This window comes from Pseudomonas sp. S3_A03, assembly GCF_054668275.1.
In genome coordinates this window covers 1327736-1341794 of the sequence record NZ_CP162753.1, presented here as the reverse complement: position 1 = coordinate 1341794, position 14059 = coordinate 1327736, and the positions used below count along the sequence as shown (strand labels likewise).

7 protein-coding genes and 2 pseudogenes are annotated in these 14059 nt (G+C 62.3%); 5 read left to right on the top strand and 4 right to left on the bottom strand.

Features of this window, described 5'->3' with window-relative positions:
- Positions 1-117 precede the first annotated feature (117 nt).
- Complete coding sequence (gene ccoG / locus AB4O25_RS05865) at positions 118-1527, bottom strand: cytochrome c oxidase accessory protein CcoG (RefSeq protein WP_460150645.1); 1410 nt, start codon at positions 1525-1527, stop codon at positions 118-120.
- A gap of 184 nt (positions 1528-1711) precedes the next feature.
- Positions 1712-1951: a DUF3203 family protein gene (locus tag AB4O25_RS05860; RefSeq protein ID WP_017528473.1), complete on the bottom strand. Its 240-nt coding sequence runs from the start codon at positions 1949-1951 to the stop codon at positions 1712-1714.
- A gap of 120 nt (positions 1952-2071) precedes the next feature.
- On the opposite strand from AB4O25_RS05860, the gene AB4O25_RS05855 reads away from it, so the two are divergent.
- Positions 2072-2566 (top strand): MgtC/SapB family protein, encoded by a 495-nt coding sequence (locus tag AB4O25_RS05855; RefSeq protein WP_017528472.1) that lies wholly within the window; start codon positions 2072-2074, stop codon positions 2564-2566.
- Here AB4O25_RS05855 and AB4O25_RS05850 read toward each other — a convergent pair.
- Positions 2544-2720 carry a hypothetical protein gene (locus AB4O25_RS05850; RefSeq protein ID WP_177412870.1) on the bottom strand — a complete coding sequence of 59 codons (177 nt, stop codon included), beginning with the start codon at positions 2718-2720 and terminating at the stop codon, positions 2544-2546. The two genes, AB4O25_RS05855 and AB4O25_RS05850, sit on opposite strands and share 23 nt — an antisense overlap.
- A gap of 203 nt (positions 2721-2923) precedes the next feature.
- Here AB4O25_RS05850 and AB4O25_RS05845 point away from each other — a divergent pair, with 203 nt between their 5' ends.
- The 4 genes and pseudogenes from AB4O25_RS05845 to AB4O25_RS05830 all read left to right on the top strand — a co-directional run bounded on the left by AB4O25_RS05845 (position 2924) and on the right by AB4O25_RS05830 (position 11794).
- The gene (locus AB4O25_RS05845) at positions 2924-4912 is read left to right on the top strand and encodes an alpha-1,4-glucan--maltose-1-phosphate maltosyltransferase (RefSeq protein WP_460150644.1); all 1989 of its coding nucleotides are present in this window, start codon (positions 2924-2926) and stop codon (positions 4910-4912) included.
- A gap of 83 nt (positions 4913-4995) precedes the next feature.
- A pseudogene (treS, locus tag AB4O25_RS05840) lies at positions 4996-8342 on the top strand (maltose alpha-D-glucosyltransferase).
- Positions 8339-10576: a 1,4-alpha-glucan branching protein GlgB gene (glgB, locus tag AB4O25_RS05835; RefSeq protein WP_460150643.1), complete on the top strand. Its 2238-nt coding sequence runs from the start codon at positions 8339-8341 to the stop codon at positions 10574-10576. Before treS ends, glgB begins: the two are co-directional and overlap by 4 nt.
- A gap of 51 nt (positions 10577-10627) precedes the next feature.
- On the top strand, positions 10628-11794 hold the full coding sequence (locus AB4O25_RS05830) for a GGDEF domain-containing protein (protein WP_460150642.1): 1167 nt from the start codon (positions 10628-10630) through the stop codon (positions 11792-11794).
- A gap of 8 nt (positions 11795-11802) precedes the next feature.
- Here the strand turns inward: AB4O25_RS05830 and AB4O25_RS05825 are convergent.
- Positions 11803-13988: pseudogene (locus tag AB4O25_RS05825) on the bottom strand (GAF domain-containing protein).
- Between the last annotated feature and the right edge of the window lie 71 nt (positions 13989-14059).

Here is a 14059-nt window from a genome sequence, read left to right as displayed (position 1 = left end):
TGAAGTGTGGGAGGGGCTTGCCCCCGATAGGGTGTAACCGTCAGCAGAATCGGTGCTGACCCACCGCTATCGGGAGCAAGCCCCTCCCACATGAGTCTGCCTTTCTCCAGATAAATTTCAGCGGTTCAGCGGTGCGACAAACCGGCTTTCGGCTGCCGTATGGATCCACGGTTCATCCACATCCGTCACCTTGAACCGCAGAGTCTGCGAACTGCTCGCCGGTGTATCCGCCAGCAACGCCACCGACACCGGCACATCCACGATTTCCCCCGGCGCCAGGCTGATCTGGGTGTTGCCTTGCAGTTGGAACCCTTCGGCCTCCACCAGCGCCAAGCGGTAGTCCTGGCGTTGTTGGGTCTTGTTGATGACCTTGAGGCTGTAGATGTTCTCGGTCAGGCCCCGGGCGTTCTCCCGGAACAGACCCCGGTCCTTGGTCACGTCCAGCGACACCATCGGCCGCTCCACCAACGCCACGACCAGCGCGGCAATCATCACCAGCAGCACGGCACTGTAGCCGATCAGGCGCGGTCGCAGCAGCTGGGTCTTGCCCCCTTGCAACTGATGCTCGCTGGTATAGCTCACCAGGCCGCGGGCGTAGCCCATTTTGTCCATGATCGAATCACAGGCATCGATGCACGCCGCGCAACCGATGCATTCCATTTGCAGGCCGTCGCGGATGTCGATGCCGGTGGGGCACACCTGTACGCACAATTGGCAGTCGATGCAATCACCCAGGCCGACCTCGGACGGCATCACTTCACGTTTGCGCGGGCCACGGCGCTCGCCTCGGGCGCTGTCGTAGGAGATGGTGAGGGTGTCTTTATCGAACATCACGCTCTGGAACCGCGCATACGGGCACATGTGCATGCACACCGCTTCACGCAGCCAGCCGGCATTGATGTAGGTGGCCGCGGTAAAAAACAGCACCCAAAACAAGCTGACGCCGCCCAACTGCCAGGTCAGCAATTCGCCCGCCAGCGGGCGAATCGGTGTGAAGTAGCCGACGAACGTCAGCCCGGTCAGCACGCTGATGCCCAGCCATAAGATGTGTTTGGCCGAGCGCCGCGCCAGCTTGTTCAGGCTCCAGGGCGCGGCGTGCAGTTTGATGCGTTGGTTGCGTTCGCCTTCGGTGACTTTCTCGCACCACATGAACAGCCACGTGAACGAGCTTTGCGGGCAGGTGTAGCCGCACCAGACACGGCCGGCAAACACCGTGATCGCAAACAGGCCGAACGCGCAGATGATCAGCAGCGCCGACAGCAGGATGAAATCCTGGGGCCAGAACGTGGCCCCAAAAATGTGGAATTTACTCTCGGCCAAGTCCCACAGCACGGCCTGGCGTCCCCCCCAGTTCAGCCACACGGTGCCGAAAAACGCCAGGAACAGCAGGCCCGCACCCGCCACGCGCAAGGTGCGGAACAGGCCGGTGAAGCTGCGGGTATGGATCAAGTTGTCGCCGGGTTTGGCCTTCACCTTCTTTGGGTGCAGGGGCTCAAAGGTTTCCACGGTTGGGATTCGTTCGCTCATGGTCGTTCGCTCATCAGCCTCCATCAGGCCAATCAACTATGAGCGCCGGTCTGTTTGCAGAACAGACTCAGGTATGGCGATTAAAAGCGGATCAGATGCGCCGGTGGGCACCCTCTGTGACAACTTGCTGCACCCCAGGCCGCCTGCGGTACAGCAATAGTGAACATAGGCTGATACAGGTCAGCTAAATCGCCGAACCAGGCTCGGTGGCTTTCTTATGCCGGCGCCCATCGGTGGCACCGGCCACTGTCAGGGCATCGGCTTGCTGCTCAGTGATGTAAACCTTGTCACCGTTCACGTCGACATAGGACATGGCCTTGGCGATGTCCGTATTCACCGTCACCGCGGTCGCCGGCAGGCGCTGTTCCTGGCCGTCGTCGTTGACCGTGAAATAGCACGTTTGATTTTCGATACGTACGGGCATGGTGATCTCCTTTTCATGGGGTGGTGATGCTTAGGCCCCGGCCCAGGCCGGGTGTTCCAGGCAACTGACTGGCGGTCGCGGTTGTCCATGCTTTACCAACAATGACAAAGGACGATGCTGATGGACGCTTGGTGGCATGAAGTGTGGCTGACGCTGCAGGCCGAATTTGCCGACCTTGGCGACGCCCGGCAGCTCACGCAAATCACCGTACGCTTGCTGATCGCCGCCTTGCTGGGTGGCATTCTTGGCTTTGAACGCGAGCACAAGGGCAAGGCCGCCGGCGTGCGCACCCATATGCTGGTGGCAATGGGCGCCGCATTGTTTGTGATGGTGCCGCAGATGTCGGGCAACCAGGCGGATGCCATGAGCCGAGTCGTACAGGGGGTGATTGCCGGGATCGGCTTTCTGGGCGCCGGCACCATTCTTAAAGGCAAGGAAGATGAAGAAGGTCAACACGTAAAGGGGCTGACCACTGCCGCCGGCTTATGGATGACCGCCGCCATTGGTGTGGCGGCGGGGTTGGGCCGTGAATCGACGGCGGTGCTCAGCACCTTGTTGGCGCTTGCGGTGTTCAGCGTGATGCCGATGATCGTCAAGCGGCTGGACAAGGACTGACGATCACTGGCGGCATGGTCGTCGGCGGCTCTTGCACCGGTGGCGGCGGGTTTTCCGGAGGTTCTTTCTCGGGGATCGGCTCGGGTTCGGTGGGCGGCAGTGTCGGGTTATCGATATTCGGGTCAGGCGTCTCAGCCGGGATCGGGATATTCATCGGTGTGGCCTCCTTTGTGCTTTGCTCTAGCGGTGGACAACCACGGGGCAGGTTTGATTCCCGCTCAGTGGCGGCACATTCACCTGAACTTTTGACTGGCGCTCGCGCTCGGACCTATAGCGGCCCGTTCAGGGAAAACGCGGCCGGTTGAACAATTCGGATCAAGCAAAGAGCGTCCATAGGGCGTAAGGGGAAGATGCTCGATGACTGCTGAAACACAGGTTCCAGACGACGCCTTGTTACCGCTGTCCCAGGCGCTGTTGCTGCCCAGGATCGCAATCGAAAGCACCATGCCGGTGATCGACGGCGGCGAATTTGCCGTCAAGGCCGTGGTTGGCCAACGGGTCAACGTCACCAGCAAGGTGTTCGCCGACGGCCACGACAAGCTCGCCGTACTGGTCCGCTGGCGTGCGCTCAAGGACGAGAGCTGGCACAGCGTGGTGATGACTGACGTGGGTAACAATGGCTGGGAGGGTGCGTTTACCGTCACCGCCGTTGGGCCGCACGAGTATTGCATCGAAGCCTGGATCGATACCTTCGCCAGCTTTTGCTATGAACTGCGCAAAAAGCATGAGGCCGGCGTGCCGGTCAGCCTGGAGTTGCAGGAAGGCCGCAGCCTGGTATTGCAGGCCGCCGAGCGCAGTGACAATGAACTGCGCGACCGCCTGATGTTGCTGCACCATGAACTCTCCGGCCTGCTGGAAACCGAGCAGGTCGCGCTGTTCCTGCACGAAGACAGTGCACACCTGATGACCCAGGCCGACCACCGCGCTTACTTGAGTGTCAGCACCCTGTACCCGGTGGATGTGGAGCGCGAACGCGCGCAATTCGCCAGCTGGTACGAGCTGTTTCCGCGCTCGATCACCGACGATCCCGCGCGCCACGGCACCTTCAACGATGTGCATGCGCGCCTGCCGATGATCCACGACATGGGCTTTGACGTGCTGTACTTCCCGCCGATCCACCCCATCGGCCGCAGCCATCGCAAGGGCAAGAACAACGCGCTGACCGCAGGCCCCGACGATCCCGGCAGCCCTTACGCGATTGGCAGCGAGGAGGGCGGCCACGAGGCCATCCACCCGCAACTGGGCAGCCGCGATGACTTCCGTCGACTGGTCAAAGCCGCCGCCGAGCATGGCCTGGAAATCGCCCTGGACTTCGCCATCCAGTGCTCCCAGGACCATCCATGGCTCAAGCAGCACCCGGGCTGGTTCAACTGGCGTCCGGACGGCACGATCAAATACGCGGAAAACCCACCCAAGAAGTATCAGGACATCGTCAACGTCGATTTCTACGCGGCCGATGCCATTCCGGGCTTATGGACAGAACTGCGCGACATCGTAGTGGGCTGGGTGGAAGAGGGCGTGACGACCTTTCGCGTCGACAACCCTCACACCAAGCCGCTGCCGTTCTGGCAATGGTTGATCAGCGACGTGCGCGCCAAGCACCCGGAGGTGATCTTCCTCGCCGAGGCCTTCACTACCCCGGCGATGATGGCGCGTCTGGGCAAGGTCGGTTATTCCCAGAGCTACACCTATTTCACCTGGCGCAACACCAAGGCTGAGTTGAGCGAGTATTTCACCCAGTTGAACCAGTCGCCGTGGCGTGAGTGCTACCGCCCGAACTTCTTCGTCAATACACCGGATATCAACCCCGGCTTCCTGCACGAGTCCGGGCGCGCGGGCTTTTTGATCCGCGCCGCGCTGGCCACCCTGGGCTCGGGCCTGTGGGGCATGTATTCAGGGTTCGAATTGTGCGAAGCCGCGCCGGTACCGGGCAAAGAGGAATACCTGGACTCGGAGAAATACGAGATCCGCCCACGGGACTTCACCGCGCCGGGCAACATCATTGCCGAAATCGCCCAGCTCAACCGCATCCGCCGGCAGAACCCGGCATTGCACACGCACCTGGGGCTCAAGCTGTACAACGCGTGGAACGACAACATCCTGTACTTCGGCAAGCGCAGCGAGGACGGCAGCAACTTCATCCTGGTGGCGGTCAACCTGGACCCGTTCAATGCCCAGGAGGCGCATTTTGAATTGCCGCTGTGGGAGATGGGCCTGCCGGACGATGCCCACACCCAGGGCGAGGACCTGATGAACGGCCATCGCTGGACGTGGTATGGCAAGACCCAGTGGACGCGGCTGGAGCCGCAAATGCCGTTTGGGGTTTGGCGCATCACTGCTTCCTGAGTCTTGCGCACATCACATGTGGGCGGGAGCAAGCCCCTTCCCACATTGACTGCATTCTGCCTGCTGAATTTCAGGAGTTTCCAATGGCGAAGAAACCCAAGGCTGCCACCTTTATCAAAGACCCGCTCTGGTACAAGGACGCGGTGATCTACCAGGTTCACGTCAAATCCTATTTCGACTCCAACAACGACGGCATCGGCGACTTTCCCGGCCTGATCGCCAAGCTCGACTACATCGCCGACCTGGGCGTGAACACCATCTGGCTGCTGCCGTTCTACCCCTCGCCCCGTCGCGATGACGGCTACGACATTGCCGAATATCGCGGCGTGCACAGCGACTACGGGACCCTCGCCGATGCCAAGCGCTTTATTGCCGAAGCCCACAAACGCGGGCTGCGGGTGATCACCGAGCTGGTGATCAACCACACGTCCGACCAGCACCCCTGGTTCCAGCGCGCGCGCAAGGCCAAGCCCGGCTCGGCCGCGCGGGACTTCTACGTGTGGTCCGATGACGACCAGAAATACGACGGCACCCGCATCATCTTCCTCGATACCGAAAAGTCCAACTGGACCTGGGACCCGGTCGCCGGCCAGTACTTCTGGCACCGTTTCTATTCCCACCAGCCCGACCTCAATTTCGATAACCCGCAAGTCATGAAGGCCGTGCTGTCGGTGATGCGCTACTGGTTGGACATGGGCATTGACGGCCTGCGCCTGGACGCCATTCCGTACCTGATCGAGCGCGACGGCACCAACAACGAAAACCTGGCCGAAACCCACGACGTGCTCAAGCAGATCCGTGCCGAGATCGACGCCAATTACCCGGACCGCATGCTGCTCGCCGAAGCCAACCAGTGGCCCGAAGACACGCAGCTGTATTTCGGTGATCGCAAGGGCGACGACGGCGACGAATGCCACATGGCCTTCCACTTCCCGCTGATGCCGCGCATGTACATGGCGCTGGCCCAGGAAGATCGCTTCCCGATCACCGATATCCTGCGGCAAACGCCGGAGATCCCCGCTAACTGTCAATGGGCGATTTTCCTGCGCAACCACGATGAACTGACCCTGGAAATGGTCACCGACAAAGAGCGCGATTACCTGTGGAATTACTACGCCGCCGACCGCCGCGCGCGGATCAACCTGGGGATTCGCCGGCGCCTGGCGCCCTTGCTGGAGCGCGACCGCCGCCGCGTGGAGTTGCTCAACAGCCTGCTGCTGTCGATGCCGGGCACGCCGACCCTGTATTACGGCGATGAAATCGGCATGGGCGACAATATCTACCTGGGCGACCGTGATGGCGTGCGCACGCCCATGCAGTGGTCCATCGACCGCAACGGCGGGTTCTCCCGCGCCGACCCGGCCAGCCTGGTGCTGCCGCCGATCATGGACCCGCTCTACGGCTACCTGTCGGTCAACGTCGAGACCCAGACCCAAGACCCACATTCGCTGCTCAACTGGAACCGACGCATGCTGGCGGTGCGCAAGCAATCCAAGGCATTCGGCCGTGGCAGCTTGAAAATGCTCTCGCCGACCAACCGCCGCATCCTGGCGTATACCCGTGAGTACACCGGCGAGGATGGGCACACCGAGATCATCCTGTGCGTGGCCAACGTGTCCCGCAGTGCCCAGGCGGCTGAGTTGGACCTGTCGGCGTTCGCCGGCATGGTGCCGGTGGAGATGCTCGGCGGTAACGCCTTCCCACCGATCGGCCAACTGAATTTCCTGCTGACCCTGGCGCCGTACGGCTTCTACTGGTTTGTACTGGCGGCGGAAAACCGTATGCCCAGCTGGCATGTGGAGCCGGCGCAAAGCATTCCCGATTTCACCACTCTGGTATTGAAAAAACGCATGGAAGAACTGCTTGAAGAACCTGGCCGCACCACCCTTGAGCAAACGTCGTTGCCGGCCTGGCTGCCCAAGCGGCGTTGGTTTGCCGGCAAGGACGTGGCCATCGACAGCGTCCGCATTGTCTACGGCGTACGGTTTGGCGACCCGCAGCATCCGGTGTTGCTCAGCGAGCTGGAGGTGAGCGCCGCCGGGCAGGTCAGTCGTTACCAGTTGCCGTTCGGTTTCCTGGCTGAAGACCAGTTCACCAGCGCCTTGCCCCAACAACTGGCCCTGGCCCGCGTGCGGCGTACGCGCCAGGTAGGGCTGGTGACCGACGCCTTCAGCCTGGAGCACTTTGTGCGCGCGGTGATCCAGGGCCTGCAAGCCGGCACGGTGTTGAATTCCAGCGACGGCGACCTGCGCTTTGAGGCCACGCCCCACTTGGCCGCGCTGCCACTGAGCGACGAAACGCCGGTGCGCTATTTGTCGGCCGAGCAGTCCAACAGCTCGGTGGTGGTGGGGAGTGCCTGGTACTCAAGTTGATCCGCAAGGTCAGTGCCGGCGTACACCCGGAGCTGGAGATGAGCGCCTACCTGACCGCCGCCGATTACCCGAATATCTCGCCGCTGATGGGCGCCGTGATCCGTCGCGATGGCAATGGCGAAGACAACCTGCTGATGATCGCCCAGGGCTACCTGAGCAACCAGGGCGACGCCTGGAGCTGGACCCAGAACAACCTCGAACGCGCGATTCGCGACGAACTGGCCGAGGCCATTTCCGAGCAGGAACAGCACTACAACGCGCTGGGCGAACTGGCGGACTTTGCCGGCCTGCTCGGCCGGCGCCTGGGCGAGATGCACCTGGTGCTCGGGGCGAAAACCGCCAACAAGGACTTCCAGCCTGAGGTCACGACCGCCAAGGACACCCAAGCCTGGAGCAAGGATGTCGGTGCCCAGATCGACCGCGCCCTGCATCTGCTCAAGCTGCAGCAAAACCAATTGAACCCGGCGGATCAGGCGTTGGTCACTGATTTGTTGGCGCACAAAAAAGCCATCCGCGAGCACGTCCAGGCGTTGGCCAAGGCCACTTTGGGCGGGCTGCGTATTCGCGTTCACGGTGATTTGCATCTGGGCCAGGTGTTGGTGGTGAAGGGTGATGCTTACCTGATCGACTTCGAAGGCGAGCCGGCCAGGCCGCTGCATGAGCGTCGCGGCAAGCACAGCCCGTACAAAGACGTGAGCGGTGTACTGCGCTCGTTCGATTACGCGGCGGCCATGGCCCTCAATGAGCAGGGCGCGGATCACTCCGAACAGGCCGACCAGGCACGCAAGCGCGTGACTGATCGCTACCTGAAAGAAGCACGCCTGGCATTTATCCAGGCTTATCAGGCGGCTACGTCTACACTGGCGCATGACTGGCAGGATGCCAAAGGCCAGGACGCCGCGCTGACGTTGTTTGGCCTGGAGAAGGCCGCGTACGAAGTGGCCTACGAGGCGGAAAATCGCCCGACCTGGTTGCCGGTGCCGTTACAGGGCCTGCATAACCTGTTGAGCGAGTTGTTACCTAAATCCAAGCATGCACGCGGTGGGGAGACGTCATGAGTTTTACATATAAAGAACCGCTGCAGCCCAAGCTGACGGCAATGCCGGCGTCCAGGGACGTCGATGCGCTGGTGCGCGCCGAGCACCATGACCCGTTCTCTATTCTCGGGCCACACGATGATGAGCAGGGCGGGCAATTTATCCGCGCGTTCCTGCCGGAGGCCCTGAGCGTTCACGTACTGGCGCGCGACAGTGGTGAGCCGATCGGCAGCCTGGATGCCACCCAGGTGCCGGGTTTGTTTGTCGGGCACTTCAACCATCGCCAGGCGTACCTGCTGAAGATCCAGTGGGCCGGTGGCGAGCAGATCACCGAAGACCCGTACAGTTTCAGTCAGTTGCTGCTGGGCGAGATGGACCTGTACCTGTTTGCCGAAGGCAACCATCGCGACCTCAGCAGTTGCCTGGGCGCCCAGGTGGCTAACGTCGATGGTGTGGACGGGGTGCGTTTTGCCGTGTGGGCACCGAATGCGCGGCGCGTGTCGGTGGTGGGCGACTTCAATATCTGGGACGGTCGCCGCCACCCGATGCGCCTGCGCCATCCCTCCGGCGTGTGGGAAATCTTTATCCCGCGCCTGCAACCGGGTGCGGCTTACAAATACGAGATCCTCGGCGCCAACGGCATCCTGCCGCTCAAGGCCGACCCCATGGCGCTGGCCACCCAGCTGCCGCCGGACACCGCGTCGAAAGTCGCGCCGCCTTTGCGGGTGGACTGGCAAGACCACGAATGGATGCAGTCACGCGGCGAAAAACAGAAGTCCACGGCGCCGCTGTCGATCTATGAATTGCACGTCGGTTCCTGGCAGTGCGAGCTGGATGAGGCCGGTGAAGTGGCCCGGCAATATGGCTGGCGCGAGCTGGCCGAACGGCTTGTTCCCTATGTGCAGCAACTGGGCTTCACCCATATCGAACTGATGCCGATCATGGAGCACCCGTTTGGCGGCTCGTGGGGCTATCAAGCGTTGTCGCAGTTTGCCCCGAGCGCGCGTTTTGGCTCGCCGGAAGATTTCGCGTATTTCGTCAACGCGCTGCACCAGGCCGATATCGGCGTGATCCTCGACTGGGTGCCGGCGCATTTCCCTACCGATACCCACGGCCTGGCGCAGTTCGACGGCACCGCGCTGTACGAATACGCCAACCCGCTGGAAGGCTTTCACCAGGACTGGGACACGCTGATCTACAACCTGGGCCGCACCGAGGTGCACGGCTTTATGCTGGCTTCGGCGTTGCACTGGCTCAAGCACTTCCACGTCGACGGCCTGCGCGTTGATGCGGTGGCCTCGATGCTGTATCGCGACTATTCGCGCAAGGCCGGCGAATGGGTGCCCAACCGTCATGGCGGGCGCGAGAATCTGGAAGCCATCGATTTTCTGCGGCACTTGAACGACGTCGTGGCGCTGGAGGCCCCCGGTGCGCTGGTGATCGCCGAGGAGTCCACGGCCTGGCCCGGCGTGAGCCAGCCCACCCAACAGGGCGGCCTGGGGTTCAATTACAAATGGAACATGGGCTGGATGCACGACTCCCTGCATTACATCCAGCAAGACCCGGTGTACCGCTCCCATCACCATAACGAGCTGAGCTTCGGCCTGGTCTATGCCTGGTCCGAGCGCTTTATCCTGCCGATCTCCCACGATGAAGTGGTGCACGGCAAGCACTCGCTGATCGACAAGATGCCGGGCGACCGCTGGCAGAAGTTTGCCAACCTGCGTGCCTACCTGGCGTTCATGTGGATGCACCCCGGCAAGAAGCTGCTGTTCATGGGCTGCGAGTTCGGCCAGTGGCGCGAGTGGAACCACGACCAGCAGCTGGATTGGTACCTGTTGCAGTACCAGGAACACCAGGGCGTGCAAAAACTGGTGGGGGACTTGAACCGCCTGTACCGCGAGGAGCCTGCGTTGCACGAACAGGACGATGCGCCCCAGGGCTTCCAGTGGCTGATCGGCGATGACGCGATCAACAGCGTCTATGCCTGGCTGCGCTGGAGCAAGGACGGCAAGCCGGTACTGGTGGTGGCCAACTTCACCCCGGTGCCGCGCGAAGCCTACGCCGTGGGTGTGCCGTTTGCCGGGCGCTGGAGCGAGGTGATCAACAGTGATGCGGACACCTACGCCGGCTCCAATTTCGGCAACGGTGGCGAAGTGTTCACCCAGGACGAGCCGCGCCATGGTCAGCCGGTGTCGTTGTCGCTGAACTTGCCGCCGCTGGGGGTATTGATTCTGCGGCCTGAAGCGCGTTGAAGGCTCTGCTGTGAGGGATTCGGTTGTCCGCGGTGCTGGCAGGGTGCCACAATGGCACCTTTGTCGCGGCAGTCGAATCAGGCGAATTTCATGAATGGCCTTGGGCGTGAGCAGGACCAGGATTGCTTTATAGAAGAGCAGGTGCGCACCGACCGTCTGCACCAACTGTTTCGGCAGTCATTTGCGGCCATTTTCGGCAGTTATCTGGCGGCAGCGATGCTCTGCTGGCTGTGCTGGGATCGCTTCGACCACACCGTCATGCTGGGCTGGTTGGTGCTGCTGACGGCCTCGTCGATGCTGCGGATCAAGATGTTCATGGACTGGTTTCGCTGCCCCAACAGCGAACGCACGCCGGACCGCTGGGAGCGCCGCTACTGGATCACCCTGACGCTCTCGGCCAGTATCTGGGGCGCCGGCGCGTTTGCGGTGATGCCCGCCGATGACCGTTTGTCCCAAGTGCTGGTGATGCTGTTCACCGTGGGCATGTCGGTGAGCGCGGTCTCGTGCTATTCGGCCTATCGCAACATGACGCTGTTGTCGATTGCGCTGGTGCTGCTGCCCTGTACGGTGTGGCTGCTGTTCCAGCCGTCCTCAATGCAGGTGGGGGTAGCGATCGCGGTGTTGGTGTTCAGCACGTTTGTGGTCAGCGCTACACGCAAACTCTCCGATGCCCTGGAAAAAGCCTTTCGCCTGACCCGGCAAATGGAGCGTGCCCACAATATTTCCACGCGTGCGGCCCAAACCGACGAGCTGACCGGCTTGATGAATCGCCGCGCGTTTTTCGAACATGCGCACCTGTTGTACGCACAGTGCCGCCATCACCAGCAACCCTTGTGTGCGTTGATGATGGACATGGACCATTTCAAGCAGATCAACGATACCTACGGGCACCAGGCCGGTGACCGGGTGCTGCGCCAGATTGGCGGGGTGATCAGCGCATCGTTCCGCAAGGCCGATGTGTACGGCCGCCTGGGGGGCGAAGAGTTTGCCGTGCTGTTGCCCAACACCACCTTGGAAACCGCGCGGGAGATTGCCGAACAACTGGTCAAGGCCATCTCCGGCCTGGCCTGCGACCCGGTGCATGGGCTCAGCGCCAGTTTGGGAGTGGCCTTCGCCAATGCGTTGGATCAAGACCTGCACGGCTTGATGAATACGGCGGACAAGGCGCTGTACCGGGCCAAGGCCCAAGGCCGCAACCAAGTGGCACTGGCGGAGTAGGGCGCCGTTCAGTCCTTGCAGATGGCCTTGGTCAACACCCGCGAGACCTGCTCGGCGGAGTACGGTTTGGCGAGAAACTCGAACCCTTCGTAGCCGCTGTCGGCCAGCTCTTCGCTGTAGCCCGAGGTGAGCACCACGGGCAGGTCGGCACGGCGCCGGCGCAGCAGTTTGGCCATGGCCACGCCGGTGATGCCGGGCATTACCACATCCGAGAAGACCACATCGAACGCCATGGCATCCTGGCCCGCGAGGGTCAGCGCCTGCTCGCCATCGGTGGCCCAGGTGGTCTGGTAGCCCAGGTCTTGCAGAATCTGGGTGGCAAACCGCCCGACTTCGAGGTTGTCCTCCACGATCAACACGCGGCACTGGGCGGTATTGTGGGCGGGCGCCGGGGGTTCCTGCGGGATGGCATGCCGCGATGCCAGCGCTTCTACCTGCGGCAGGTACAACGTGAACACGCTGCCTTCGCCGAGAGTGCTGGCCACGTCGATATTGCCGCCGGACTGCTTGGCAAAGCCGAACACCTGGGACAGGCCCAGCCCGGTACCTTTGCCCACGGCCTTGGTGGTAAAGAACGGCTCGAATATGCGCTCGATGGTTTGCGGCGCAATGCCTTGGCCGGTATCGGCCAGCGAGACGGCGATATACGGCTGGCCGGCCCCCGCATCGCCACGGATGCTCGGCAGCGGCTGCCCGCCGACGACCCGCAACGTCAGCGTGCCCTGGCCGCCCATGGCATCGCGGGCATTGAGGGCCATGTTGATCAGCGCGGTTTCAAATTGGCTGGAATCGACCCGTGCGAAGCAGGCATGCGAGGGCAGCTCGACCTGTACGTGAATGCGCGCCCCGGTGACGCTTTCGAGCATCTCGCCGATATTGCGCACCTGCTGGCCCACGTCGAAGACTTCCGGGTTGAGCGGTTGGCGGCGGGCAAAGGCGAGCAGTTGGCTGGTCAATTTACTGGCCCGCTCCACCGTGTCGGACACCGCACTCATGTAGCGTTGGCGCCGATCTTCGGGCAGGCCCGGCTGGCGCAAAAAGTCCACCGATGAGCGAATGATTGTCAGCAGGTTGTTGAAGTCATGGGCCACGCCACCGGTCAATTGACCGATGGCTTCAAGTTTCTGCGACTGGCGCAACGCGGCTTCGGCCTGGGCCAACGCAACGGTGCGCTCTTGCACGCGCTGTTCCAGGGTCCTGTTCAGTTCGGCAAAGGCGGCCAGGCCTTGGCGCACGTCGGCGTCAGCGCGCACCCGCTCGATATGCGCCCAGGAACGCTCGGTGACCTCGCGCAGCAAGGCCAGGTCGTAAGGTGACCAGGTCCGAGGTGAGTGGTTGTGTACAGCCATCAAGGCGGTCAGGCGGCCGTTTTTGATCAGCGGCATGCAGAGGGTGGCGCTGACGCCCAGGGCCCGGAAGCTGGCAGATTCCGCGGCAGGCAATTCGCGCAGGTTGTCCTGGATCACCAGCGGTTCGCCGGCCTTCAGGCTGGTCACGGCGCGTTCCCGAACGCTGCCAGGCTGTAGCGCCCGATGATGTTCGGCGAGCCTGGGGCAGCCCAATTGTCGCGGATGGTGAAGCCGTCCTCGTCGGCGTCCATGTCGGCGTAGGCGCAGTTGCTCACGCGCAGGTGTTCGGCCAGCAGACGGGTGGTGCTGGCCATGATGGCTTCGGCATCGGCGGCATTGACCACGGCGTGACCGATGGCATCGAGCACCGCCAGGCGCCGGGTGAGGAATACGGTGGCGGTGGTTTCGGTCACCGTATCAAGCATGCCCACCACGGCGCCCTGTGGGTCGCGGATCGGGCTGTAGCAGAAGGTGAAGTACGCCTGCTCCTGCGCCTGGCCGCGTTCGATCACCAGGGGGAAATTCTCGATATACGTGGCGTGGCCTTGGAAGGCAGCGTCGCAAATGGGGCTGATCTCAGCCCATGCCTCGCTCCACACTTCGCTGAAGGGGCGCCCGAGTGCGTAGGGTTTGTTACCGAGGATTGGCGTAAAGGCGTCGTTGTACAGCGTGATCAACTGCGGCCCCCAGACAATCGCCTGGGGAAAGCTCGAAGCGAAACACAGTGCCACGGTGGTTTTGAGCACATCCGGCCACTGCTCCAGCGGCCCCAGGGGCGTACCGGCCCAATCATGCTGACGCACGCGTTCAGCCATTTCGCTGCTGCTTTGCAGCCAATTCATCATTGGGAGAACACCTTTAACCAGAATCCACAGCGCGCTTGAATGCCCGGCGCAAAGCTGCAGACCCGTGCCGA

Bases quoted from the DNA above. Each gene is read 5' to 3' on its own strand.
- ccoG (WP_460150645.1), bottom strand. From the start codon at position 1,527: ATGAGCGAACGAATCCCAACCGTGGAAACCTTTGAGCCCCTGCACCCA.
- AB4O25_RS05860 (WP_017528473.1), bottom strand. From the start codon at position 1,951: ATGCCCGTACGTATCGAAAATCAAACGTGCTATTTCACGGTCAACGAC.
- AB4O25_RS05855 (WP_017528472.1), top strand. From the start codon at position 2,072: ATGGACGCTTGGTGGCATGAAGTGTGGCTGACGCTGCAGGCCGAATTT.
- AB4O25_RS05850 (WP_177412870.1), bottom strand. From the start codon at position 2,720: ATGAATATCCCGATCCCGGCTGAGACGCCTGACCCGAATATCGATAAC.
- AB4O25_RS05845 (WP_460150644.1), top strand. From the start codon at position 2,924: ATGACTGCTGAAACACAGGTTCCAGACGACGCCTTGTTACCGCTGTCC.
- glgB (WP_460150643.1), top strand. From the start codon at position 8,339: ATGAGTTTTACATATAAAGAACCGCTGCAGCCCAAGCTGACGGCAATG.
- AB4O25_RS05830 (WP_460150642.1), top strand. From the start codon at position 10,628: ATGGCACCTTTGTCGCGGCAGTCGAATCAGGCGAATTTCATGAATGGC.